The organism is Bacillus sp. FSL K6-2819 (assembly GCF_038008305.1).
GTDB classification, from domain to species: Bacteria; Bacillota; Bacilli; order Bacillales; family Bacillaceae; genus Bacillus; species Bacillus amyloliquefaciens.
Genome location: NZ_JBBOYV010000001.1, coordinates 3,540,337 through 3,563,469, shown reverse-complemented (window position 1 = coordinate 3,563,469; position 23,133 = coordinate 3,540,337). Strand labels below are relative to the sequence as shown.

The window sequence follows — 23,133 nt, the reverse complement described above, 5'->3', positions numbered from 1 at the left end:
GTCGAATCCCAAGCAGGAGGCAGCTGATATATGAAACCCATTGTATTTCTACTATCCGGGCTGTGTGTACTTATTCTTCTTGTTCCCACCATTCTCGTCCTTCCGTTTCAGGCCGAAAAAGGAGCAGCCGTAAACAGGGAGCCCGGACACAAAACAGCACACACCATACGAGAAACAAAAGGAGCAGAACCAACATTGAAAGAATCACCTGTATCCGTTCCGGTTTATCGGACATCCAATCATTCTGTAGAAAACATCCCGCTTGAAGAGTACGTGATCGGTGTCGTGGCTTCCGAAATGCCCGTAGAATTTAAACCGGAGGCCTTAAAAGCCCAAGCGCTCGCTGCCCGTACATTCATCGTCAGACTGATGGTTGCAAACTCAGCCGTCCAGGCCCCGAAAGGATCACTGGTGGATGACACGCAAATGTTCCAAGTCTATCAAAGCAAAAGCCAGCTGAAAAAAGAATGGGGTTCTGATTACGCGCAAAACCTCAAGAAAATCACAAACGCGGTGGCCGGTACGCAAGGAAAGATTTTAACGTATGAAAACAAGCCGATTGAGGCATCTTTTTTCTCTACAAGCAATGGGTATACGGAAAATGCGGAAGCCTATTGGACAAGCGCCATTCCTTATTTAAAGAGCGTGAAAAGCCCATGGGATAAAAAATCGCCAAAATATCTCGCCACCCGGACTTTCAGTGTGCCGGAGTTTCAGCAGAAGCTCGGTGTGCAGCTCGCAGGACAAGACACTGTAGGGCAGATTACGGCCAGAACGCCGGGACATCAAGTGGCGACGGCCGTCATAAACGGCAAGAAGCTGAAGGGACGAGACATTCGGGAAAAACTCGGACTCCGTTCTGCCGACTTCGAATGGAAACGAAACGGCGGCAGCATCACCATTACGACGAAAGGATTCGGTCACGGTGTCGGCATGAGCCAGTACGGTGCCAATTATATGGCGGAGCAGGGAAAATCCGTGACGGACATCGTCAAGCATTATTATCAGGGAGTGGATATTTCCGAGGCAGATTCATTTTTAAGCAAATATATGGCGAAAAAGTAGACGCTCTCATCAGCGTCTTTTTTTCGGAAAACTATTCCATAAACGGCTAAGGAACCAACGGACTCATATAACGAAAGGCTAAAGGCTGACAAATGCGGATAGATGGCTGCGCACCGGGTGAAAATCACTGATAAAAATGCCGCTTCTATGTGAATGTACGCAAAAATAATGAGGAACCCCGTCCTATTTATTTCCCTTTTCAACTCATTTACGATAAATAGTGTTCGACGTTGAACGGAAATCTATTGAAAAGGGGAAAAGCAATGAAAAAAACATTTTCACTCATACTCATGTTCGGTTTGCTGCTGACTGCTGCATCTCCTGCTTTTGCTGCTGAGAATGCAAACGAGAATTCTTTCTTTAAACCTAAAAACAATACCGCCATTTTGCTTGATGCGAGCGGCAGTATGGCGAAACGGATAGACGGTGTTTCTAAATACAACATGGCAAAAGATGAAATTGTCCGTTTTGCGGATCAAATTAAATCTAAATCACAGGTCAGAATGACGGTTTTCGGTTCTGAAGGCAATAATAAAAACTCCGGAAAAGTTCAGTCTTGTGAATCTATTCGCGGTGTATACGGATTCCAAAGGTTTGACAAACAAAGCTTCCTTAATTCTCTGAACGGAATCGGGCCTACTGGCTGGACACCGATTGCAAAGGCATTAGAGGATGCGAAGGCTTCCTTTAACGGCGTGCACAAACTCGGCAGTAAATCCGTTTACCTGTTAACGGACGGCGAGGAGACATGCGGAGGAGATCCTATTAAGACAGCGAAAGAGCTTCGCAAACAGCATATTAAAGTCAATGTAATCGGCTTTGACTTTAATGAAGGCTTCAACGGTCAGCTTCACGCGATTGCCGGAGCGGGCGGAGGAAAATATTACGAAGCTCACAGTCAAAAGGATATGAACCGTATCTTTAAATTAGAAGCGAGTTCATTAGGGGAATAAGAAAAGGCGCCGTTTTTCGGCCCTTTTTTTTACGCTTGAATTAACAAAATTTTCAAGAAGAAATGAAGAGAAAACTGTAAAGGAATCAGATTCCGGACTTATATTACAAAAAGGGCGAAAAAGGCATTAAATCTGTCATCTTTTATCCAATCTTTCTAGGATGAAGCGCATAATTCTGTTCATTTTTGACGATGTACCGCCGCTCACACAAAAGGCATCCCGCCCTATATCTTTTTGCATATTCCTCATCTAGCATAGAGAAGAGCCGGGGCCCATCGGCGAAAAACAAATGGAGAGGAATGAAGGAAATGAAAAAAATGTTTACTGCGGGGATTGTCGGACTTTTGACGCTTTCACTCGGATCACCTGTTTTTGCGGCTGAGAAAAAGCACGAGGAAACAAACGTCGCTGTGCTGTTTGATGCAAGCGGTAGCATGATACAAAAAACAGGGGGAGAGCGTAAAATAGATGTCGCGAAAGATTCTGTCACCTCTTTTGCGAAAGTTCTTCCTGAAGACACTAATCTGATGCTCCGGGTATTCGGTCATAAGGGCAATAATAAAAACTCCGGTAAAGCCGTATCGTGTAATGCGACAGAAACGTTATACGGCCTTCAGCCGTACGCCGTGACTCCGTTTGAGCAATCGCTCAGCCAGATTAAACCGACCGGCTGGACACCGATTGCAAAAGCGCTTTCTGATACACGTGAAGAATTTGAGCGGGCCGGCGCTAAAGGGAAAAACGTCGTATATCTGATTACAGACGGTGAAGAAACATGCGGCGGTAATCCTCAGGCTGAAATTCAAAAGCTCCGTAAAGCGAACGTCAACACGATCGTCAATATCATCGGTTTCAACTTCGGCATGAAAGGAAGCGAAAGCCTTGAAAAAGCGGCGGAAGCAGGGGGCGGCACATATGTCTCAGCTGACAGCGCGGCCGAGTTCAAACAGGCTTGGGAAGACGCTGCAAAGGATTTAGCAAAAGAATAGGTTAAAAAAGGACGCCCGAGCGGCGTCTTTTTTGTTTAGAAAACGGAACCGCGGGAATGATACGACTAAAAGGAGATGACCGCTGTTGTTAAAAGGAGCAGGCATTATATTAGTGCTGGCGGCAGTCGTTTTTGTTCTATTGGGAGTTTTTCTGAAGCTTGCCGCCTTCATATTCGTCAGTATATTGGCCATTATCGCCGCCGTTATTTTATTCACCATGTTGAGCAGACATCACCGCAACGAAACATAGAGTCCGAAGAGGGCTCTTTTTTTAAACCGCAAATTCGACAAAATACAGGGATTGTGGAAGAATAAAAGAGAAGGATACTGCGGAGGGGAAAACAGTGGATGAAAAAACAACAGCGGTAAGAGAAATATACCGCTATGAAAAAGGGGTATTAACAAAAACGGCAGATCGGATGGTTTCAGAGTATCCATTGACTGTCATGGTGAACGGGCGGGAATTTGTGACGCTCGTCTGCACGCCTGATCATTTAGAGGAACTCGTAGTCGGATTTCTCGCATCAGAAGGCGTCATTCGTTTTGAAAAAGAGATCAAAAGCTTTACTATAGATGAAAGTCTCGGATTTGCATATGTGGAGCTGACGAATCCCGAAGTGCTCGAGCAAAAAGACTATACGAAGAGAGTCATCGGTTCATGCTGCGGGAAAGGCCGCCATTTTTACTTTCAGCAGGATGTAAAAACGGCCAAAACCGCCGTGAGCCGCATTACCATAACTCCTGAGACGTGTCTTCACCTCATGAAGGAGATGCAAAGCGGAAGCGGCACATTCCAGGAAACGGGCGGCGTCCATAATGCGGCGCTGTGCGATACGGAAAAGATGCTCTTCATGAGGACGGACATCGGGCGCCACAACGCGCTCGATAAGCTGTACGGCTGCTGTTTGAAAAACGGAATGCCCGTCCGTGACAAGCTGATTGTTTTCAGCGGCCGGATTTCCTCAGAGGTTTTATTAAAAGCCGCAAAAATCGGCGTGTCGATTGTCATTTCAAAATCGGCGCCGACGGAGCTTGCGCTGCAAATGGCGGAAGAGCTGAACATCACGGCGATAGGCTTTGTCAGAAACGGGTCATTTAATGTATACACACATCCTGAACGGGTTGAACAATAGAAAGGGGTCTTGGGCTTATGAATACAGAAACGCGCCGGGTGTCAGACAAAAGGGACAGGCCGCTCAGGGATCTCCGTATCTCTGTAACCGACCGCTGCAACTTCAGATGCACGTACTGTATGCCAGCCGAACTATTCGGACCGGATTATCCATTTTTACAAAAGACAGAATTGCTCTCATTTGAGGAGCTTGAGCGGCTTGCGAAACTGTTTGTCGGCCGTTTCGGCGTTGAAAAAATCAGGCTGACGGGCGGGGAGCCGCTGATGAGAAAAGATATGCCTGAATTGATCAGAAAACTTGCGCGCATCCCGGGGCTTAAAGATATTGCGATGACGACAAACGGCTCACTGCTTCCCGTGTATGCGGAAAAGCTGAAGCAGGCGGGGCTGCACCGCGTGACTGTCAGTCTCGATTCTTTAGAAGATGAGCGGTTTAAGGCTATTAACGGCCGCGGCGTCTCGGTGAATAAGGTGCTTGAGGGCATAGAGGCGGCAAAAGAGGCCGGACTCGGTGTTAAAATCAATATGGTTGTCCAAAAAGGCGTCAATGAAAAAGACATCCTGCCGATGGCCCGCTATTTTAAAGAAAAGGGTCATATTCTCCGGTTTATTGAATTTATGGATGTCGGCAATACGAATCAATGGAACAAAAAAGACGTGATCACGAAGGCTGAGATCATTGATCTGATCAATCAGCACATGCCGACGGAGCCGATAGAAGCGAATTATAAAGGCGAGGTCGCTTCCAGGTTCCGCTATCTTGACGGATCTGGCGAAATCGGCGTGATTTCCTCCGTCTCAGATGCATTCTGCGCCTCCTGTAACAGAGCGCGCCTGTCGGCGAGGGGCGAGCTGTTTACGTGCCTGTTCGCTTCCGCAGGCTACGATGTGAGGAAGCTTGTGCGCGGCGGCCTGACCGATGACGAATTGACGGAGTCCATCGCTTCTGTCTGGAAAAACCGCACGGATCAGTATTCAATTGACCGCGCGCTTTCTAAAACAGATGGGAAAAAGAAAGTGGAAATGTCTTATATAGGCGGATAATGAAGCTTGCCCGAACAAGGGCAGGCTTTTTTATTCAAAAGAAGCTGAGCGGTTCAAAAAATACCGATGCCGGCCGAAATATATGATAGGAATTTTGATGCAGGACGATCAAGTTATTCAATTCCAAAGCCATACAATATGTTAAAATATAACCAATAGAAATTAGAAAAGGTTGTGAAAGGGGCATGACCGCATACGAGATTCCGTCATCTCAGGTTGGAGTCAAGATCAACAAATGGTACAAGCACATTTTAGCGTTTCAAGCGGCTGATGCCATAAAGCTGAAAGAGGAAATTGATGAGGATATACAACGGATGGAGGAAGACCAGCTGCTGCTGCTGTATTATCAGCTGATCAGCTACCGCCATCATATTATGCTTGATTACGTCAAGCCGGATTTTACCGAACAATCACAAATTCAGTACAGCGAGCTGCAAAAGACGATCGAAAGCACGGACAGCATATCGGGACTGTCTGAGTATTATTTCCATTTGTTCAGAGGGATGTATGAATTCGATCAGAATAACTATGTTGCAGCTATTTCTTTTTACAGGAAAGCGGAAAAACTCCTTTCATTTGTCGAGGATGATATAGAGAGGGCGGAATTCCATTTTAAGATGTCTGAAGTTTTTTATGTCATGAAACAGACTCATTTTTCCATGAATCACGGGATTCAGGCGCTGGATACATATGTAAAACACGATTTTTACAGAGTGCGGAGAATTCAATGCCATTTCGTTATCTCAGGAAACTATATCGACTGCAAAAACTACGACAAAGCGCTCGAGCATTTAGATGAAGCGCTCCGCCTTTCTTTGCTTGAAGGACAGCCCCGTCTGATTGGGTCTTCGCTTTACAATCTGGGGAATTGTTATTCTGAAAAGCGCGATCTGGATGAAGCGGCCCGTTACTTTAGAAAAGCGGTTCCCGTTTTTGAGGAGCACCAGCTTGAACAGCTTCCGAAGGCGCTGTTCAGCTTAACACACACCCTTTTCAGGCTGCATGATGACGAAGCGGCCCTTGCCTATTATGAAAGAGGGGTTATGATCGCGAAAGAACGCGGCGACCGATTCAGTTTAGAGAAATATAAGTTTTTACAAGCGCTTTATCTGGAATCCCTCAATATGGACTTAATCCACGAAGTGTTTGATTATATGAATAAAAAATCGCTGTATGTGTATATTGAAGATTTCGCCTTGGAGGCCGCCATTTACACAAGCGCCCATAAGCAATATAAAGAAGCGGCGTATTTTTATGAACAAGCGATTCGCATGAGAGAAAACATTCAAAAAGAACAATGTTTATACGATATATAAGTTTCTTTAACCATCTGATCGGCAGGTGGTTATTTTTTATGCACATTATGACGTTTGATCTTAGAAAAAATCGGAAAAATCGCAAAAGAGGGAAAAAAGAACGATGGAAAGGAGGGATTTGTTGTTCGGATTTAATGATATGATAAAGTTTTTCGTATCATTTCTCATCATTCTGCCGATGGTGTCTGTCATCCATGTGTCAGGCCACAGTTTTATGGCGATGCTGTTCGGAGGCAAGGCGTCATTGGATATCGGAATGGGGAAACGTCTTGTAAAAGTAGGGCCGATTCAGGTTAGGCGTATCTACTTTATAGATTCTTTCTGCAAGTTCGGCGAATTGCGGATAGATAACCGTCTGACGAGCGCGCTCGTCTATTCCGGAGGCTGTCTGTTTAATCTCGCTTCTATTTTTTTAATAAATCTGCTGATCATAAAAGATGTCTTTGAGCCAAACTTATTTTTTTACCAATTTGTCTATTTTTCAACTTATTATGTTTTCTTTGCCCTTCTTCCGGTCCAATATGGGGAGAATAAGCTGTCAGACGGATTGGCCGTTTACAAAGTGATCCGCTACGGAGAACGCTGTGAAATCAATAATTGAGAGTTTACATGTTTGTGTTCGGGCTGAAAGGGAAGAAAACAAGTACACAAGAACAAAAGGAGCTGAAGAGATCATGAGTCAAGATAACGGTTTAAAAGACAAAGTAAAAGGCGGCATGAACAAAATGAAAGGGGAAGCAAAAGACAAAGCCGGTGACATGACAGACAAGACCGACTTAAAAGCGGAAGGTAAAAAAGACAAAGCGAAAGGCAGCCTGCAAAAGGGTGTCGGCAAAACGAAAGATAAACTCAGTGACGATTAATTTGAAATGGAAACACTGCAAAAGCCCAAAACATTTTGGGCTTTTTGTTATGAGAAATGACAAAATTTCCAGTTCGTTTGGTTAATATTCACTAACTTTTTAAATATTCTATAAATTTTACGATAATTTCTTTATAATATTCACAAAGAATGTGACCTTTCTTCACATTTGGTTAAACGTTTGTTTAAGAAAAAAATAACAAATCGGGAATTTCTGCAAAAGGAATCAGGCTGTTCGCCGTCGAATAACTTTTATCACTTAACATTTCATGAGGTGAAGGGGGTGGTAACCGCCTGCATCGTTTCGGTATGACCATGTGGATTGCGTTTGACTATCAAAAGGGGGAATACGATGAAACTGACACCGGTTGAACAAGAAAAATTGCTTATTTTCACAGCGGGAGAGCTCGCAAAACAGCGGAAAGAGCGCGGCGTTCTGCTGAATTATCCTGAAGCTGCCGCATATTTGACCTGTTACCTGATGGAAGGCGCCAGAGACGGAAAAAGCGTTGCTGAGCTGATGGAATCCGGCCGCACCGTTTTAACGGAAAAAGACGTTATGGAAGGCGTTCCGGAAATGCTGGACAGCATTCAGGTGGAAGCGACGTTCCCGGACGGGGTCAAGCTTGTCACCGTTCATCAGCCGATCAAAGCGGAGGTGAAGTCATGAAGCCGGGAGCCATTCAAGTCGCAAAGGGGACCATCACCATTAACGAAGGCCGAAAGACGCTGGAGGTGTCAGTCACCAATAACGGAACAAGGTCAGTGCAGGTAGGATCGCATTTTCATTTTGCGGAAGCCAACGGCGCCCTGTCCTTCAATCGGGAGAAAGCAATCGGCATGCGTCTTGACATTCCGTCAGGCACATCGGTCCGTTTTGAACCGGGAGAAGAGAAAACCGTCACGCTCGTGGAAATCGGAGGAAGAAAAACGGTCAGAGGCCTGAACGGAATGGCCGATACGTATATGGATGAGCGGGGTAAAGAGAAGACTCTGTCAAATCTTAAAAAAGCCGGATGGATGGAGGAAGCGATCCGATGAAAATGTCACGCGAGCAATACGCAGAACTGTTCGGACCGACAACGGGAGACAAAGTCAGACTCGGAGATACGGATTTATGGATCGAGGTCGAAAAAGACTTCACGAATTACGGAGAAGAAATGATTTTCGGCGGAGGAAAAACAATCCGTGACGGTATGGGGCAGAACGGCCGCATCACAGGGAAAGACGGGGCGCTTGATCTTGTCATTACAAACGCCGTCGTCCTGGATTATACCGGGATCGTCAAGGCGGATATCGGAGTGAAGGACGGCCGGATTGTCGGCGTCGGGAAAAGCGGCAACCCGGATATCATGGATGGGGTCGACCCGCACATGATCATCGGCGCCGGAACAGAAGTCATTTCCGGTGAAGGAAAAATCGTAACGGCCGGCGGCGTTGATACGCATATCCACTTTATCTGCCCGCAGCAGATGGAAGTCGCGCTTTCTTCAGGCGTGACCACGCTTCTGGGCGGCGGAACGGGCCCTGCGACGGGAAGTAAAGCGACGACCTGTACATCCGGCGCGTGGTACATGTCGAGAATGCTGGAGGCGGCTGAGCAATTTCCGATCAATGTCGGGTTTTTAGGGAAAGGGAATGCTTCTGATAAAGCGCCTCTCATTGAGCAGACAGAAGCCGGCGCGATCGGCCTGAAGCTGCATGAAGATTGGGGAACAACGCCAAGCGCCATCAAAACTTGCATGGAAGTAGCGGATGAAGCGGATATTCAGGTGGCGATTCACACAGACACGATTAATGAAGCGGGCTTTTTAGAAAACACGCTTGATGCGATCGGCGACCGGGTTATCCATACATATCACATAGAGGGAGCCGGCGGAGGCCATGCACCGGATATTATGAAACTCGCATCTTACGCCAATATTCTGCCGTCCTCTACGACGCCGACGATTCCGTATACCGTCAACACGATGGACGAGCATCTTGATATGATGATGGTCTGCCATCATTTAGATTCAAAAGTTCCGGAAGACGTGGCGTTCAGTCATTCACGCATCAGAGCGGCCACCATTGCGGCGGAGGATATTCTGCACGATATCGGCGCCATCAGCATGACATCATCTGACTCGCAGGCGATGGGCAGGGTGGGAGAAGTGATTATCCGGACATGGCAGGTTGCCGATAAAATGAAAAAGCAGCGAGGCGCTCTTTCAGGAGAAAACGGCAATGACAATGTACGCGCCAAACGCTATATCGCCAAATACACGATCAATCCGGCCATCACCCACGGCCTGAGCCATGAAGTCGGTTCCGTCGAAAAAGGAAAGCTCGCCGACCTCGTATTATGGGACCCGGTTTTCTTCGGCGTCAAACCTGAACTTGTGCTCAAAGGCGGCATGGTTGCCCGCGCCCAAATGGGGGACCCGAATGCTTCCATTCCGACGCCTGAGCCTGTGTTTATGAGGCAGATGTACGCTTCATACGGTAAAGCGAACCGCAATACCTCTATTACATTTATGTCCCAGGCCGGTATCGAAAACGGCGTACCTGAAAAGCTCGGGCTTGAAAAAATGATTTCTCCCGTACGGAATATCCGTAAGCTGAGTAAGCTCGACATGAAGCTGAATGATGCGATGCCGAATATACAAGTCGATCCGAAAACCTATCAGGTGTTCGCCGACGGAGAAGAGCTGGCATGCCAGCCCGTCAGCTATGTTCCGCTCGGACAGCGTTATTTCTTATTTTAATCCATCTCCGGCCGGTTTCCCGCCGGCCTATTTACACCTCTGTTGCCAACTTGATTTCATCTTCCCGCGTGATTTAGTGTATATTAATAGTTGACAAACAAATGAAATGTAACTATTATGGTTACAACGGTGGTGAAAAACATGATTAACAGCCGTCTTGCTGTGGCCATTCACATTCTATCGCTGATCTCAACGGATGAACGGGCATCATCAGATATGATTGCAGGCAGTGTAAACACCAATCCCGTCGTAGTGCGGAGAACGATCAGCCAGCTGAAAAAAGCAGGTATTCTGACATCCCGGGCGGGTGTTCCGGGAGCCAGCCTGAAAAAAGATCCGTCTGAGATTACCCTCCTGGAGGTTTACAGGGCGGTGCAGAATAAGGAAGAGCTTTTTGCGGTTCACGACAATCCGAATCCGGACTGTCCGGTCGGCAAAAATATTCAGCGTGCGCTTGATGAGACGTTCGGAAGCGTTCAGCGGGCAATGGAGAATGAATTGGCGAGCAAGTCCCTTTATGATGTAATGAATCATCTCTTTTGTTAAAAAGAGATGGCTTCATGCCGCCACAGTTGTAACAATAATAGTTACAAATAAGGAGGAAAAGAACATGAAAATCGGAATTATCGGAGCAAGCGGAAAAGCGGGAAGCGCTATTATGAAGGAAGCGAAGGAACGCGGCCATGAGGTGGCGGCAATCGTCAGAAATGCATCAAACGTAAAAGATCAAGATGTCACGGTTGTGGAAAAAGACATCTTTGATTTGAAGGCGGAGGATATAAAGCCATTTGATGCCGTAGTCAACGCCTTCGGTGCGCCGGCGGGCAAGGAGCATCTGCATGTTGAAGCGGGAAAAGCACTAATCAGCATTTTCAAGGAAGCAAAAGATACAACATTATTTGTCGTCGGCGGAGCAGGCAGCCTCTTTGTTGATGAAGCAAAAACAACACGTCTGGCTGAAACGCCGGAATTTCCGAAAGAATATCTGCAGACAGCGCTTCAGCAGGCGAAAAATTTACAAGACCTTGAAAACACCGAGTCTATTTCTTGGACATTTCTGAGTCCGGCGGCAATGTTTGATCCGAACGGAAAACGCACGGGAGCATACAAAAAAGGCAAAGACACACTCATCGTCAATGATGCAGGCGACAGCTATATCAGCTACGCCGATTATGCCATTGCCGTATTGGATGAATTGGAAAATCCAAAGCACCAAAACGAGCGCTTTACCGTTGTCGGAGAAGCGGAATAAGAAAAAAATCCCGGGCGGACGCGCCGGGATTTTCTTTTTTAATATGTATTGGCATCAATGTTATCAAATACGCCGTCCACGATGCCGAGCGTCATAAGTACAATGAAGAGAACGATGCAGAGAACGGACAAGCCGATTGTTACAATGAGATAGATCCCCTGCATTTTCACGAACTTTGCGTAATTCTCCAGCATATGTTCCTCTGTCAGTTCATTGAACTGCTCCGCCATCTGTCCCGCTTCTTTTGCCGAGCGCATCAGAAAAATGCCGGCAATGATCTGCAGAACGCCTGGAATGGCTCCGATTAAGAAGAAAAACGCGCCGGACAGCGCAGCAAATGCGCCCATAATAATAAACAAAATACCTGTCGCTTTTCCCCATTTCGAAATAGAAATAAGCGAACGATTCACTGATTCAGGTTTCAAAACTTGGCACTCCTTTACAAAAAAATACTCACTTTTCATTTATACACTATTCGGCCATTCTTTTGAATATAAAATGTGTTTTTTCCAGCCATGTGTCCGTTTCTACCTTGAATGGCCGTCTTTGAAAGGTTGCTGTTAAACAAAATAGAAATCGCTGATGGACTTCTTTAATAACCAACTGAAAAAGCTGTTACTATCATATTAGTTATTTATCTACTTTTTAAAGAAAAATAGCCGAGAAAGATGCAAAAAAGGTTGACTCTATCAGCGGTAAATATCTTTTAGTTAGAATCTGAAAAAAGACAGTTCCAAAAAGGGTATTTAAGATGCTACCAGTTAACAGTTATAGTGTGTGATTGTACTTCATAAGATCCTATATTAAGTGTAACTGCAACTCGTTTTCTGCTAAAGTGTTCTTTCCTTAATTTATTGATAGAGAATGATTTTGTAGGAGTTCTTTTTGAGAATGAGCCTTTTAATTGATATTGTGAAGCACCCTCTGAGACTCTAAGGTAAGCAGTATAATTTAATGTTCCACATTTACCGTTAGTTTCTCCATACCAATCAATTGTAGATGCTTTTTTAGAATATGTATAGGCGTCAACCCAAACTCTAACTTTACAGCCTTTTTTTCCAACTTCAGTCCATGGGCCTGTAGCTGCTTGAGCCTTGCCAACTGGAATACTCAGAAGGCCTAGTGAAAGAGCAATAACCGAAAATAACATTGAAATTTTTTTCATGAGACTTTCCTCCTTTTATGAAATATTTTACTATAAATTATAAATTAATCAATGTTTATTCTAATTCTATAAACGGTGTGATTTTAATTTGTGAAATAATATGTGTGAATAATCATGGTAATTTGGTTGTTTATTCTAATAAAAAACCTTTAAATGAGTGTATAATCACAAGTGTAATGATTATACACATCTATTTAAAGGAGAAAGAAAGCTAATTAAAGTTTATAAAATCGGCGACAGAAGCCTTGAAATCGATTCTTTGATGCGGATCCGCAGTGAACGCTCCTGGTATTCTTCATACGTATATTTTCTGGAGACGAGCAGATCTTCTTTAAATGAGGAAATGAGCTTTTTCGCGATGGTGACGTCATAAATAAAGGCGTTGACTTCAAAATTAAGCCTGAAGCTTCTGACGTCGATATTCGCCGTACCGACTGAAGCCGTCTCATCATCGACGACAATCGTTTTTGCATGAATAAAGCCGTTATCGTAAATATAGACCGAGGCCCCGGCTTTCAAAAGATCTCCGATGTAAGATAAAGTCGCCCAGTAAACGAAAGCGTGATCCGGTTTGTTCGGGATCATGATTTTTACGTCGATGCCTGACAGGCAAGCGATCCTGAGAGCGTCTAAAAGACTTGAGTCAGGAATAAAGTAAGGCGTCTGAATCAGGATCGACCGTTTGGCCGTTGAGATCATTTTGATATAACCGTTTTTAATTTGTTCCCACTCTGAATCCGGTCCGCTCGTGACAATCTGCATCCCCACATTCCCCTTCGGCTCGCATTCCGGAAAATGATTCGGGACGTATGTGAGCGTATGGTGATGGGAGGCTTGGTTCCAGTCGAGGATAAACCTTGTCTGAATGGCGTGAACCGCCGTACCCTGAAGCCTGAGGTGCGTATCGCGCCAGTAGCCGAATTTCGGGTTCAGGCCGAGATATTCGTCTCCGACGTTAAAGCCGCCGACATATCCGGTTTCGCCGTCAATAATCACGAGCTTGCGGTGATTCCGATAATTGAGCCGCAAATTAATCGGACGGAGCCTGGAAGGAAAAAAGACCTCCACATGGCCGCCGGCGTCCCGCAGCGGTTTGAAGAATTTTTTTCTGAGCGTTCTCGAACCGAGTTCATCATATAACACTCTGACCTTTACACCTTCCTGTGCTTTTTTCACTAAGGCATCACGCAATTTTTTTCCCAGTTCATCACCTTTATAAATATAATATTGAAGGTGAATGTGATCTTTTGCATTGGAAATGTCTTTCATTAAGCGTTTGAACTTATCGCGCCCGTCCGTTAAAATCTCAACTGAATTATCCTCTGTAAAGACAGCGTGGTTGTTCATGACAAGCATATAGATGAGGTCTTTATTATCCACAGTCGCCCTGTTGTTAAATTGGAATTGCCTCGATTTCAGGTCTTTCAGCTGAGACTTCAGCAGCTTTTCAATCCCGATCTTTTTACGGTCTTCCCATTGAAACAGGTGCTTGCGTCTCAGGTTATGGCCGAATAAGAGGTATAAAATAAACCCTAAAATGGGAATAAAAAAAAGAACCAAAAGCCAAGCCCATGAAGCGCTGGCATCGCGTCTTTCTTTGAAAATCATGATGATGGCCAGAAGTATATTTAAAATGAAAAAAAATCCGAATAAAATAAATGAAATGCTCACTTTGCAACCCCGCTATATCATATTTATCAAGACTGTGCCCATTAGTATTCCGACAAGTGCAGCAATCTGATTCCCATTTCAAATTATAACATTGACATTTTGAAAGAATAAAGAGCCGGAATCAAAGATGGATGCAGTTTTCTTTCAAAGAAAGTTCCGGGTGCGGTAAAATAAGCATATATGAAAAAGAAGACAAAAATGACAGCAAAGGGGAGAGGGTATGAAGCTGGAACATGCGGAACAATTGCCGGGATTCATAAAAAAAGAAATTCAGAAAATCCAAATCGCCATCACACCGCTGATGAAAAAAAGCATCATTTACCGTTTTCTTGCTTTCCCGCTCGCCGCTTTTTCTCTGTTTCATCTGGCATCGCTTTTGATTCAGGCTCCTTCCGGGAGAGGAGCTTTCGTATCGGCCGGCATTTTTGCGCTCCTTGCGGCCTTGGGTCTTGCGTTTTTTAAAGAAGCCGGCTATCAGCGGAAACAGGTGCAAAAAACGATCCGTCTGTATATGCTCAACAGAATCAGAAAAAGCAATATTCTGTCCGAGGAACGGAAAAGCGCCTATACCCGATTGATTGCGGAGGAGCCGTCTGCGATGAAGAGTTTTATTGAATTTTTAACGGAAGAAGACCGGAAAAAAGAAATGCTGTATTAAAAAAGAGCTGACACGTGATCAGCTCTTTTTGTCATTCAAACACCGGGTCGTTCTCATAGTAATATGAATCAGGCGTGTCATACGTATCGGTGCTGTGATAAGCCATAATTCCGATGACAGCGAAGATGGCGACTAAAATAAAAGCGATAATGCCCAATGCCACACTGGATACAGCGTAAAAAAACTGCATTTTGATAAAGGATGCGTAATGTTCGAGCATATTTTCTTCCGCGTTTTCTTCCAGGCCTTCCTGAAGGGCGGCAGCCGCTTTTGCCGAGCGCATCAGCATGACGCCGGAAATGATGAGCAAAACCCCCGGAATAGCTCCGAGCAGCGTCACTATGGCTGACAGAGCGGACAGAGAGCCCGTAATGATAAGAAACACGGCGGTGATTTTTCCCCATTTGGCAATGTCGGCAAGGGAACGGGCTTTTTTATTGAGCGGCTGATTTTCGTCTTTTTCTTTATCGATGCTGATCATGACAGTTCTCTCCCTAAAATGTTCAAGTCATATCGTTTTCCGTCCATTTCGGCGATACCCGGGAATACGCCCCATTCAGTAAAGCCGAATTTTTCAAACAGCTTAATGCTCGGCACATTATGTCCGAAGATAAAAGCCATCAGATTCCGGATGCCGATTTTCGGAGCGATCGCCAGGGCTTCTTTCAGCAAAAAGCTTCCCGCTCCTTTGCCCCGGCAATCCTGATGCAGATAGATGCTGATCTCCGCTGTTTTGTCATAGGCCGGACGGCCGTAAAACGTTTCAAAGCTGATCCAGGCCGCCACTTTGCCGTTCTCATCTTCCGCGACCATCAGCGGGCGCCGGTCCGTGTGCCGCAAAAACCAATCCATCCGGTCTTCGGGCGTCACTTCTTCCGTATCAGCCGTTACCATTCGTGAGGCAATCGTCGAGTTGTATATGGCCACAACCGCATCTAAATCTTCCGAAACGGCTTTGCGCAGGGTTAAATTCATATTCCGGGATCTCCCTTCACATTTTATTACATAATTAAGAGCAATCTGCACATACTACTTCCAAAAAGTTTTTTATAGATGTGTATATATTTTCAGAAAAGTGTTCAGAATGTTGCTGAGGTGATGAACAAATGAGAGAGGAAGAAAAGAAAACTTCTCAAGTCAAAAAACTTCAGCGGTTCTTTCGCAAACGCTGGATATTCCCTGCAATCTACTTAGTCAGTGCGGCCGTCATTTTAACAGCTGTCCTTTGGTATCAATCCGTTTCAAATGATGTGAAGGACAATCTGACGAATAACGGAGGAAACTCCGCGTATGACAACGGCAAAGACGATGCCGTCGAAGTAGGAAAGTCAATGGAAAACGTCGCAATGCCGGCTGCTCATTCTGAAAATGTTTCTGTTGTGAAAAAGTTTTACGAAACGAATGCCGCAAAAAAAGAGAAAGAAGCAGCACTTGTTAACTATAATAACACGTACAGCCTAAGTAAAGGAATTGACTTAGCTGAGAAAGACGGAAAATCATTTGATGTTTCTGCTTCTCTGAGCGGTACGGTTGTTAAAGCTGCTAAAGATCCGGTGCTGGGCTATGTGGTCGAAATTGAACACTCTGACGGCCTGTCTACTGTTTATCAGTCTTTATCTGAAGTCAGCGTAGACCAGGGCGACAAAGTAAAGCAGAACCAAGTCATCGGAAAATCAGGAAAAAACCTTTACAGTGAAGAAAGCGGAAATCACGTTCACTTTGAAATCCGCAAAGACGGTGTAGCGATGAACCCGCTGAACTTTATGGACAAACCGGTAACATCTATTGAAAAAGCGGCGGCTGAAGAGAAAAACGCTGTGACAGAAGAAACGGAAGGGGCCATTCAGCAGTCTTCCGAGAAAAAAGATGTGACGCCTAAACAAGAAACCGAGGAAAAACCCGGCGGTAAAGAAGACGGCACAAAAGACAAGACAGATGGTAAAGATGACGGTTCAATGAAAGATTCAGGCAAGTAACTGTGATCCTTAAGCGCCTATCAGCTCTGATAGGCGCTTTTCATTTTACCGCATGTGCCTTTATACTGGTAGAAAACGAGGAGATGCTGAATGAATAAATGTCTGGCGGCGGGATGGCTCGTCTTTGTTTTCATTTCTGCTTTGACTGAAAGCTTTCACGATATGATTGTGACGCAGACGGTGGCCTTCCGTTTCACGCCCCATCCGGATGTTTCCGGTTTCTTTGTGTTCGATTTGGCGGAGCTGGCCATACCGGAAGCGGCGATTCAAAAGCTCGGGCACGCGTTTTCGTTTTTTGTGCTCACCTATTTGTTTTTCAGAGAGCGCAGGAGCATGAAGAAGGCGGTGCTGTATGCATTGGCCGCCGCGTTTTTGACAGAAATCGTCCAGCTCTTTTTCGGAAGAAACGGATGCCTCCGCGATGTGATGATTGACGGTCTCGGCACTGCCGCATTCTGTGCTTTACAAAGAAAAAAGCTTACGGCCAAACATACAAAAACCGGCAGTCTGTGACAGACGCCGGCTTTTTTTTATAGATTATGGTTTGTCGATTTGTTTTTATGAACGATACTTTCGTAGATTCGCACGATCAGATCGACAATCGGACGAAGCACATTTGAAAATCTGAACAGCAGGAATCCGACAACGAGGGCGACAATAATACTTCCGAGCACATCAATCGGATAATGGTGGCCGACCCAGATTCTTGAGAAGCCTGTCAACAGGCCGAAAATCACCAGCGGCCAGCCTAGTTTCTTGTTGCGGAACAGAATCGCAATTGAAATCGCTAAAGCGCCTGTCGTATGGTCACTCGGAAAAGAAGCATCCGCGGCATGAGGGATCAGCGTATGAACCGTATGCTCGACAAAGGGGCGCGGCTCGACATAGACTTTTGTGATGAGATAGTTGACGATAAGCGCCGCAATACCCGTGAAGCCCGCATACAGGGCGTTTTGTCTGCCTTTTGTGCTTCCGAACAGCCACATGGCAAGCAGGAAAAGGGCATAGGCGTAAATGGAGTATTCCGTTATAAATACCATGATAGAGTCGAGAATGGCGCTATGGTGCGACAAACCATTGATCGCTTTAAATAGTTCGTAATTCACAAATATCACCTTTTATCTTTATTTTATATGAACAGTGTAATGCTTTTTTCTATGAGACACAATTGGTATTAAAAATAATCATAAAAAAGTAAACAGATTGAAACGTGACTGTATTGCTGTGCGTCAAGTATGAGGGAAAAGAATAGCCGAAGGAGTTTTGTCCGTTGCTGAAACGTTTAAAAAACGCCGATCTGCCGCTTGTGTTTGTCATCATGCTGCTTTGCGGATTCGGCTTGTTAATGGTGTACAGCGCCAGTGATGTGATGGGATCTCAGCGGTACGGAGATCCATCCTATTTCTTCCATAAACAAAGAACCTCTTTACTGATCGGAATATGCTTATTTTTATTTGCCGCCTGTCTGCCGTATAAGCGGTATGCGCGGCTTGTACCGCTGTTTGTGGTTGGATCGCTGTTATTGCTGCTGCTCGTGTTGATACCGGGAATCGGGCTGGAGCGGAATTTTTCCCGCAGATGGCTGGGAGCGGGGCCGCTTGTCGTACAGCCGTCTGAATTGGCGAAGATCGCGATGATTTTGTATTTCGCTTCGATTTATACGAAAAAGCAGCCGTACATTCATCAATTTGTGAAAGGGGTTCTGCCGCCTTTAGTGATTTTGGGGACCGCTTTTATCTTGACATTGGCGGAGCCTGATTTAGGGACGGCTTCCTTAATCCTGGCGGCGTGCGGTTCGATTTTATTATGTGCCGGCTTGAAAAAACGCCATTTGTTCGTGCTCGGCGCAACGGCGGTGTCAGGGGTCGTTTATCTCGCATTTTCCGCTTCTTATCGTGTGAAGCGTCTCGTTTCCTTTACCAATCCGTTTGGTGATGCGAACGGGGACGGCTATCAGCTGATTCAATCCTATTTTGCTATTTCCGGAGGCGGATTTTTCGGAAGAGGGCTTGGGAACAGTGTTGAAAAAATGAATTATCTGCCTGAGGCGCATACTGATTTCATTATGGCCGTGATCAGCGAAGAACTGGGGATATTCGGTGTTCTGATCGTGTTGGGATTATATTTTGCGTTAATGCTTCTCGGCGTAAAAACAGCCGTGCGTGCTGATGACCCGTTCGGGAAGCTTCTCGCCGTCGGAATTACGTTTCAATTAATGTTTCAGGTTGTATTGAATTTGGGAGCGATGAGCGGACTTCTGCCAGTCACGGGTGTGCCGCTTCCGTTTATCAGCTACGGCGGTTCTTCATTGATCATGACGCTGTTTTTGTGCGGCATACTGGTCAATATCAGTACATATGCGAATAAACAAACCGCACGTCATAAGCGGCCTGTCCCGCATGAAAAAAAGGTTTCTTCTTTTTGATGAAGATTGAAAAAAACGCCCGGGACATGCTGTCCCCGGGCGTTCTGTATGTTTATAAAGCTTTGGGTCCTTCTTCTCCGGTGCGGATATTAATCGTGTTTCCGATTTCGTAGACGAATATTTTGCCGTCACCCGGCTCCCCCGTTTTCAGCACTTTTTTCGCCGTTTCGACCACTTGATCAACGGGGACTTTGCTGACAACGATTTCCACTTTCAGCCGTTCATACACATTGCTCTCAATTTTGACTCCGCGGTACAGTTCGGTGTGGGCTTTTTGAAGGCCGCAGCCGTGTACGTTGGAGAAGGTCAGCGATGTGACTCCGATTTTACCGAGTTCCTGTTTCAATGTTTCAAACTTAGCCGGACGCGTAACGATTTCTACTTTGAACATTTGACCGCTCATCTAAGTCACTCCTCACTTTATAAGTCCTGATATGCTTTTTCCCCGTGCATCGTTAAATCAAGCCCAAGTGACTCTTCTTCTTCACTGGCGCGGAGGGGAATGAACAGACCTACAATTTTAATGATAACGAAAGTGACAATAAATACAAATACATAGGTTGCGCAATGGCTGCAATCTGTTTCCAAAGCAGTCCCGGATCGCCGTAAAACAGCCCGTTTGCCCCGCCTTCATTGACGGAGACGGTTGCGAATAAACCGGTCGCGATGCCGCCCCATGTGCCGCCGATCCCATGCAGGCCGAAAGCGTCAAGCGCGTCGTCATATCCGAACGTCTTTTTGAGCCAATAAACGCCCCAAAAACAGACAAGCCCGCCGATGAAGCCGATCGCAATGGAAGAAAATGGCGTAACGAACCCGGCGGCCGGTGTAATGGCGACAAGCCCGGCGATAGCGCCTGATACAGCGCCGAGCATGGTCGGCTTTTTGTTCAGCATCCATTCGATTACAATCCACCCGATAATTCCGGCTGCAGCTGCGGTGTTTGTATTAATGAAAGCAAACATCGCAATGCTGTCAAGCGTCAGGGCGCTGCCGACATTGAAGCCGAACCATCCGAACCAAATGAGCGCCCCGCCCAAGAACGTGTAAATTAAGTTGTGAGGAGAAGCCGCCGTGCCGTCCTTGCGTTTCCCGAGTACAATCGCCAGCACAAGCCCGGCGACTCCGGAAGAGATGTGAACAACATTTCCGCCCGCAAAATCAAGGGCGCCCATTTGGCCGATCCAGCCGCCGCCCCATACCCAGTGCGCAACAGGCGTATATACGAGTGAAGCCCACAAAAAGGAAAATACAAGAAAGGCGCTGAATCTCATGCGTTCAGCAAATGCTCCGGAAATAATCGCCGTCGTCAGCACGGCAAATGTCATTTGGAACATCATGAACAATGAATGCGGGATCGTCTCACTGTAGCTTCCGGGTTCAAATCCGACTCCCTTCAGCCCCGCCCATTCAATGCCGCCAAGCCATGTATTGCCGGGAGCAAAAGCAAGTGAATATCCGTACAAAACCCAAACGACGGATACGATGGCGAGTGAAGAAAAACTGTGCATCGCCGTGCTGAGCACGTTTTTGCTTTTTACCATTCCGCCGTAAAACAAAGCCAACCCGGGGGTCATCAGCCACACGAGTAAAGCGCAAAAGAACATAAATACTGTATCGCCCATCTGCATGTTGTATTCCTCCGTCTCATTTCAGAATGTGATCATGATTAATTCATTATTATAGAGAAAAAAGAACGATAAAACATTTTCGTGTAAGGTTATATGACATGGTTTTTCACGGTATATAATGTCGGATTTTCAAATAAACAGGAAGTGACTTTATATCCATAAAAAGAGCGCCGGAGCACGGCGCAAGAAATCCTGCCCGGGAAAGAGTAAAATAAACGGGGTGAGAAACACTAACTGTATCAGGAGGAATTATTATGACTACATCATTAAATCTGCAATTTGAAAAAACGGCTTTGGTCATTATCGATTTACAAAAAGGCATTGTTCCGTTTGATAAAAGCGGCGCCGTTGTGCCGAACACGAAAAAATTAATTGATGTGTTCCGTGAAAAAGGCGGCTTTATCAGCTTTGTGAACGTAGACTTTCACGACGGAGCGGATGCGCTGAAGCCGCTGACAGATGAAGAGGCGGCAGGCCATTCGGCTCCGGCGGCGGATTGGGCTGAATTTGTGCCTGAAATCGAAGTGAAGGAAAATGATTATACGGTAACAAAACGGCAGTGGGGCGCGTTTTTCGGCACGGACCTGGATCTTCAGCTCAGAAGACGGGGAATCGACACGATCGTATTATGCGGGATTGCGACAAACATCGGCGTGGAAAGCACGGCGCGGGAAGCTTTTCAGCTCGGGTATCAGCAAGTTTTCGTGACTGACGCGATGGCGACATTCAGCGATGAACAGCACGAAGCGACACTCAAGTTTATCTTCCCGAAAATCGGCAGAAGCCGGACGACGGAAGAATTTATCGCGCAGACCAAATGACAATCTCCAAAAAAAGCCGCGTCCTGTTTTTGACTGCCGTGGCTTCGGGGACGATGCTGAACCCGTTGAACTCGTCGATGATTTCTCTTGCGCTTCACAGCATTCAGCATGAATTTCACCTGTCGTTTACTACGGTGTCCTGGCTGATATCGTCCTTTTATCTGGCCAGCGCGGTGGCCCAGCCTGTCACCGGGAAGCTCGGTGATATGCTCGGCAGGAAGAAGCTGTTTTTGATCGGGCTTCTGCTTGTTGCCGTCTCGGCCATCGGCGCGCCGTTTGCGCCGACTTTCATGACTTTGTTAATTATGAGACTGTTTCAATCGATCGGAAGCAGCGCGATATATCCGTCCGGCGTCGGATTGATCCGTTCGAATATACAGGAGAAGCAGGCGTCAGCGCTGGCCGTTCTGTCCATCTTTGCATCAGCTATGACGGCGCTCGGGCCGACTCTCGGCGGTTTTCTGATCGTTTGGGGAGGATGGCCCGCAATCTTTTTCGTCAATCTGCCGTTTATCATTCTCAGCTTTTTTCTCGGGCTGTATATGTTTCCGAAGGATGAAAAACGCGAGATCGGCGGCTGGAAATCCGTGCTCCGTCAGCTTGATACGATCGGGATACTCTTGTTTGCCGGGGCGATTATCCTTCTCTTGTCGTTTTTATTGTCCTTCAGTACGAAGCCCCATTATATAGAAGGCGTATTCGGGCTTTTGTTTGTCGGGCTGTTTATCTGGCGCGAGCTGAAAACGGAGAAGCCGTTTATTGATGTCAGGCTGTTTAAAACACATCGGAAACTATCGTCGGTGTATATTCAATTTATTTTGCTGAATATCTTCTTTTACTGCATTTTTTTCGGGCTTCCGAGCTATTTTCAGGATGAAATGCATTTGTCCGTTCAGACAAGCGGATTGATTATGCTGTTTATGTCGGGCATGAGCATCTTGGTGTCGCCGTTGACCGGAAAATGGATAGATAAGAAAGGGATTCTTCAGCCGATTGTCGCCGGAACATGTCTGACCGCGATCGGGGCGGTGCTGTTAACGTTTTTCTTTCTTCAGGCGCCCATGATAGGAAAAGGGCTGATTCTGTCTGTGCTGGGCGTCGGCTATGGCTTCGGCAATGTGACGTTTCAGGCGGCCATGCTGAAAACAAGTCCGGCTGACATGGTCGGAACAACGTCCGGCCTGTTTCAGACCTGCCGGTATCTGGGTTCGATTTTGTCTTCTGTCATTTTGGGCATTCTTTTCGGAAAAGAAATTACCGCCGGCCATTTTCATATGCTCGGCACGATTCTTATCATTGTCGGCGCCGTAAGCCTTTTGATGGCGTTCCGGTTTTCGGTTCTCCTCAAAAAGGCCTCTTAACAGCCGCATCAAAAGAGACGGGCTCTCCCCGTCTCTTTTTTTATGTGTATTATGCTCAAAAATCA

General features: G+C 46.1%; 27 protein-coding genes and 1 pseudogene. 20 read left to right on the top strand and 8 right to left on the bottom strand.

The features are described from left to right. Positions 1–30: 30 nt before the first annotated feature. From spoIID to MHH91_RS18555, 14 genes are all read left to right on the top strand, one after another. Positions 31–1,065 carry a stage II sporulation protein D gene (spoIID, locus tag MHH91_RS18620; protein ID WP_013353902.1) on the top strand — a complete coding sequence of 345 codons (1,035 nt, stop codon included), beginning with the start codon at positions 31–33 and terminating at the stop codon, positions 1,063–1,065. Between the two features lie 263 nt (positions 1,066–1,328). After that, entirely contained in the window at positions 1,329–2,018 is a 690-nt protein-coding gene (locus MHH91_RS18615) for a VWA domain-containing protein (RefSeq protein WP_013353901.1), read from the top strand. A gap of 308 nt (positions 2,019–2,326) precedes the next feature. After that, entirely contained in the window at positions 2,327–3,007 is a 681-nt protein-coding gene (locus tag MHH91_RS18610; protein WP_014471147.1) for a VWA domain-containing protein, read from the top strand. 85 nt (positions 3,008–3,092) lie between these two features. Beyond that, on the top strand, positions 3,093–3,257 hold the full coding sequence (locus MHH91_RS18605; RefSeq protein WP_014471146.1) for a hypothetical protein: 165 nt from the start codon (positions 3,093–3,095) through the stop codon (positions 3,255–3,257). A 94-nt stretch (positions 3,258–3,351) separates the two neighbouring features. Next, the gene (gene fdhD, locus MHH91_RS18600) at positions 3,352–4,140 is read left to right on the top strand and encodes a formate dehydrogenase accessory sulfurtransferase FdhD (RefSeq protein WP_013353899.1); all 789 of its coding nucleotides are present in this window, start codon (positions 3,352–3,354) and stop codon (positions 4,138–4,140) included. Between the two features lie 17 nt (positions 4,141–4,157). Continuing rightward, on the top strand, positions 4,158–5,183 hold the full coding sequence (moaA, locus tag MHH91_RS18595; protein WP_014471145.1) for a GTP 3',8-cyclase MoaA: 1,026 nt from the start codon (positions 4,158–4,160) through the stop codon (positions 5,181–5,183). Positions 5,184–5,368: 185 nt separating this feature from the next. Then, positions 5,369–6,499: a response regulator aspartate phosphatase gene (locus tag MHH91_RS18590; RefSeq protein ID WP_014471144.1), complete on the top strand. Its 1,131-nt coding sequence runs from the start codon at positions 5,369–5,371 to the stop codon at positions 6,497–6,499. A gap of 121 nt (positions 6,500–6,620) precedes the next feature. After that, positions 6,621–7,100: a hypothetical protein gene (locus MHH91_RS18585; protein ID WP_014471143.1), complete on the top strand. Its 480-nt coding sequence runs from the start codon at positions 6,621–6,623 to the stop codon at positions 7,098–7,100. A 73-nt stretch (positions 7,101–7,173) separates the two neighbouring features. Beyond that, positions 7,174–7,362: a CsbD family protein gene (locus MHH91_RS18580; RefSeq protein WP_014472339.1), complete on the top strand. Its 189-nt coding sequence runs from the start codon at positions 7,174–7,176 to the stop codon at positions 7,360–7,362. A gap of 351 nt (positions 7,363–7,713) precedes the next feature. Further along, positions 7,714–8,031 carry an urease subunit gamma gene (gene ureA / locus MHH91_RS18575; protein ID WP_013353896.1) on the top strand — a complete coding sequence of 106 codons (318 nt, stop codon included), beginning with the start codon at positions 7,714–7,716 and terminating at the stop codon, positions 8,029–8,031. Next, a complete protein-coding gene (ureB, locus tag MHH91_RS18570; RefSeq protein ID WP_013353895.1) occupies positions 8,028–8,402 on the top strand; it encodes an urease subunit beta in 375 nt (124 codons plus the stop codon). The genes ureA and ureB overlap by 4 nt, the downstream gene beginning before the upstream one ends. Continuing rightward, the gene (gene ureC / locus MHH91_RS18565; RefSeq protein ID WP_013353894.1) at positions 8,399–10,108 is read left to right on the top strand and encodes an urease subunit alpha; all 1,710 of its coding nucleotides are present in this window, start codon (positions 8,399–8,401) and stop codon (positions 10,106–10,108) included. The genes ureB and ureC overlap by 4 nt, the downstream gene beginning before the upstream one ends. Positions 10,109–10,249: 141 nt before the next feature. Further along, positions 10,250–10,654, top strand: a complete 405-nt coding sequence (locus MHH91_RS18560) for an Rrf2 family transcriptional regulator (protein WP_003151203.1) — start codon at positions 10,250–10,252, stop codon at positions 10,652–10,654. 64 nt (positions 10,655–10,718) lie between these two features. Beyond that, on the top strand, positions 10,719–11,360 hold the full coding sequence (locus MHH91_RS18555) for an NAD(P)-dependent oxidoreductase (RefSeq protein WP_013353893.1): 642 nt from the start codon (positions 10,719–10,721) through the stop codon (positions 11,358–11,360). 38 nt (positions 11,361–11,398) lie between these two features. On the opposite strand, the gene MHH91_RS18550 is transcribed toward MHH91_RS18555, so the two are convergent. From MHH91_RS18550 to cls, 3 genes are all read right to left on the bottom strand, one after another. After that, positions 11,399–11,785, bottom strand: a complete 387-nt coding sequence (locus MHH91_RS18550; protein ID WP_013353892.1) for a DUF5362 family protein — start codon at positions 11,783–11,785, stop codon at positions 11,399–11,401. A 329-nt stretch (positions 11,786–12,114) separates the two neighbouring features. Continuing rightward, positions 12,115–12,525: a hypothetical protein gene (locus MHH91_RS18545; RefSeq protein WP_014471142.1), complete on the bottom strand. Its 411-nt coding sequence runs from the start codon at positions 12,523–12,525 to the stop codon at positions 12,115–12,117. Positions 12,526–12,747: 222 nt separating this feature from the next. Then, the gene (cls, locus tag MHH91_RS18540) at positions 12,748–14,196 is read right to left on the bottom strand and encodes a cardiolipin synthase (RefSeq protein ID WP_013353891.1); all 1,449 of its coding nucleotides are present in this window, start codon (positions 14,194–14,196) and stop codon (positions 12,748–12,750) included. Between the two features lie 220 nt (positions 14,197–14,416). Between cls and MHH91_RS18535 the strand changes: the two genes are divergently transcribed. Continuing rightward, positions 14,417–14,854 carry a DUF5392 family protein gene (locus tag MHH91_RS18535; RefSeq protein WP_013353890.1) on the top strand — a complete coding sequence of 146 codons (438 nt, stop codon included), beginning with the start codon at positions 14,417–14,419 and terminating at the stop codon, positions 14,852–14,854. Positions 14,855–14,885: 31 nt separating this feature from the next. On the opposite strand, the gene MHH91_RS18530 is transcribed toward MHH91_RS18535, so the two are convergent. Both MHH91_RS18530 and MHH91_RS18525 read right to left on the bottom strand, forming a co-directional pair. Beyond that, positions 14,886–15,335 (bottom strand): DUF5362 family protein, encoded by a 450-nt coding sequence (locus MHH91_RS18530; RefSeq protein WP_013353889.1) that lies wholly within the window; start codon positions 15,333–15,335, stop codon positions 14,886–14,888. Next, positions 15,332–15,829 (bottom strand): GNAT family N-acetyltransferase, encoded by a 498-nt coding sequence (locus MHH91_RS18525; protein WP_013353888.1) that lies wholly within the window; start codon positions 15,827–15,829, stop codon positions 15,332–15,334. The genes MHH91_RS18530 and MHH91_RS18525 overlap by 4 nt, the downstream gene beginning before the upstream one ends. Before the next feature lie 131 nt (positions 15,830–15,960). Here MHH91_RS18525 and MHH91_RS18520 point away from each other — a divergent pair, with 131 nt between their 5' ends. Then, positions 15,961–16,830: a M23 family metallopeptidase gene (locus MHH91_RS18520; RefSeq protein WP_014471139.1), complete on the top strand. Its 870-nt coding sequence runs from the start codon at positions 15,961–15,963 to the stop codon at positions 16,828–16,830. A gap of 90 nt (positions 16,831–16,920) precedes the next feature. Continuing rightward, positions 16,921–17,343, top strand: a complete 423-nt coding sequence (locus tag MHH91_RS18515) for a VanZ family protein (protein ID WP_013353886.1) — start codon at positions 16,921–16,923, stop codon at positions 17,341–17,343. Positions 17,344–17,360: 17 nt separating this feature from the next. Here the strand turns inward: MHH91_RS18515 and MHH91_RS18510 are convergent, their stop codons facing one another. After that, the gene (locus tag MHH91_RS18510) at positions 17,361–17,936 is read right to left on the bottom strand and encodes an undecaprenyl-diphosphatase (protein WP_013353885.1); all 576 of its coding nucleotides are present in this window, start codon (positions 17,934–17,936) and stop codon (positions 17,361–17,363) included. 164 nt (positions 17,937–18,100) lie between these two features. On the opposite strand from MHH91_RS18510, the gene ftsW reads away from it, so the two are divergent. Next, a complete protein-coding gene (gene ftsW, locus MHH91_RS18505) occupies positions 18,101–19,255 on the top strand; it encodes a putative lipid II flippase FtsW (RefSeq protein ID WP_013353884.1) in 1,155 nt (384 codons plus the stop codon). Positions 19,256–19,307: 52 nt separating this feature from the next. Here ftsW and MHH91_RS18500 read toward each other — a convergent pair whose 3' ends face one another. After that, positions 19,308–19,658: a P-II family nitrogen regulator gene (locus tag MHH91_RS18500; protein ID WP_013353883.1), complete on the bottom strand. Its 351-nt coding sequence runs from the start codon at positions 19,656–19,658 to the stop codon at positions 19,308–19,310. A 17-nt stretch (positions 19,659–19,675) separates the two neighbouring features. Then, positions 19,676–20,886: pseudogene (locus tag MHH91_RS18495) on the bottom strand (ammonium transporter). A gap of 254 nt (positions 20,887–21,140) precedes the next feature. On the opposite strand from MHH91_RS18495, the gene MHH91_RS18490 reads away from it, so the two are divergent. Together MHH91_RS18490 and MHH91_RS18485 are read left to right on the top strand one after the other, a co-directional pair. Continuing rightward, positions 21,141–21,707 carry an isochorismatase family protein gene (locus MHH91_RS18490; protein WP_013353881.1) on the top strand — a complete coding sequence of 189 codons (567 nt, stop codon included), beginning with the start codon at positions 21,141–21,143 and terminating at the stop codon, positions 21,705–21,707. Beyond that, the gene (locus MHH91_RS18485; protein ID WP_013353880.1) at positions 21,704–23,068 is read left to right on the top strand and encodes an MFS transporter; all 1,365 of its coding nucleotides are present in this window, start codon (positions 21,704–21,706) and stop codon (positions 23,066–23,068) included. Before MHH91_RS18490 ends, MHH91_RS18485 begins: the two co-directional genes overlap by 4 nt. The last annotated feature ends 65 nt before the right edge of the window (positions 23,069–23,133 follow it).

Excerpts from the sequence above, each read along its gene's own strand:
- spoIID (WP_013353902.1), top strand. The coding sequence starts at position 31 with ATGAAACCCATTGTATTTCTACTATCCGGGCTGTGTGTACTTATTCTT.
- MHH91_RS18615 (WP_013353901.1), top strand. The coding sequence starts at position 1,329 with ATGAAAAAAACATTTTCACTCATACTCATGTTCGGTTTGCTGCTGACT.
- MHH91_RS18610 (WP_014471147.1), top strand. The coding sequence starts at position 2,327 with ATGAAAAAAATGTTTACTGCGGGGATTGTCGGACTTTTGACGCTTTCA.
- moaA (WP_014471145.1), top strand. The coding sequence starts at position 4,158 with ATGAATACAGAAACGCGCCGGGTGTCAGACAAAAGGGACAGGCCGCTC.
- MHH91_RS18590 (WP_014471144.1), top strand. The coding sequence starts at position 5,369 with ATGACCGCATACGAGATTCCGTCATCTCAGGTTGGAGTCAAGATCAAC.
- MHH91_RS18580 (WP_014472339.1), top strand. The coding sequence starts at position 7,174 with ATGAGTCAAGATAACGGTTTAAAAGACAAAGTAAAAGGCGGCATGAAC.
- ureA (WP_013353896.1), top strand. The coding sequence starts at position 7,714 with ATGAAACTGACACCGGTTGAACAAGAAAAATTGCTTATTTTCACAGCG.
- ureB (WP_013353895.1), top strand. The coding sequence starts at position 8,028 with ATGAAGCCGGGAGCCATTCAAGTCGCAAAGGGGACCATCACCATTAAC.
- ureC (WP_013353894.1), top strand. The coding sequence starts at position 8,399 with ATGAAAATGTCACGCGAGCAATACGCAGAACTGTTCGGACCGACAACG.
- MHH91_RS18560 (WP_003151203.1), top strand. The coding sequence starts at position 10,250 with ATGATTAACAGCCGTCTTGCTGTGGCCATTCACATTCTATCGCTGATC.
- MHH91_RS18555 (WP_013353893.1), top strand. The coding sequence starts at position 10,719 with ATGAAAATCGGAATTATCGGAGCAAGCGGAAAAGCGGGAAGCGCTATT.
- MHH91_RS18545 (WP_014471142.1), bottom strand. The coding sequence starts at position 12,525 with ATGAAAAAAATTTCAATGTTATTTTCGGTTATTGCTCTTTCACTAGGC.
- MHH91_RS18535 (WP_013353890.1), top strand. The coding sequence starts at position 14,417 with ATGAAGCTGGAACATGCGGAACAATTGCCGGGATTCATAAAAAAAGAA.
- MHH91_RS18530 (WP_013353889.1), bottom strand. The coding sequence starts at position 15,335 with ATGATCAGCATCGATAAAGAAAAAGACGAAAATCAGCCGCTCAATAAA.
- MHH91_RS18525 (WP_013353888.1), bottom strand. The coding sequence starts at position 15,829 with ATGAATTTAACCCTGCGCAAAGCCGTTTCGGAAGATTTAGATGCGGTT.
- MHH91_RS18520 (WP_014471139.1), top strand. The coding sequence starts at position 15,961 with ATGAGAGAGGAAGAAAAGAAAACTTCTCAAGTCAAAAAACTTCAGCGG.
- MHH91_RS18515 (WP_013353886.1), top strand. The coding sequence starts at position 16,921 with ATGAATAAATGTCTGGCGGCGGGATGGCTCGTCTTTGTTTTCATTTCT.
- MHH91_RS18500 (WP_013353883.1), bottom strand. The coding sequence starts at position 19,658 with ATGAGCGGTCAAATGTTCAAAGTAGAAATCGTTACGCGTCCGGCTAAG.
- MHH91_RS18490 (WP_013353881.1), top strand. The coding sequence starts at position 21,141 with ATGACTACATCATTAAATCTGCAATTTGAAAAAACGGCTTTGGTCATT.
- MHH91_RS18485 (WP_013353880.1), top strand. The coding sequence starts at position 21,704 with ATGACAATCTCCAAAAAAAGCCGCGTCCTGTTTTTGACTGCCGTGGCT.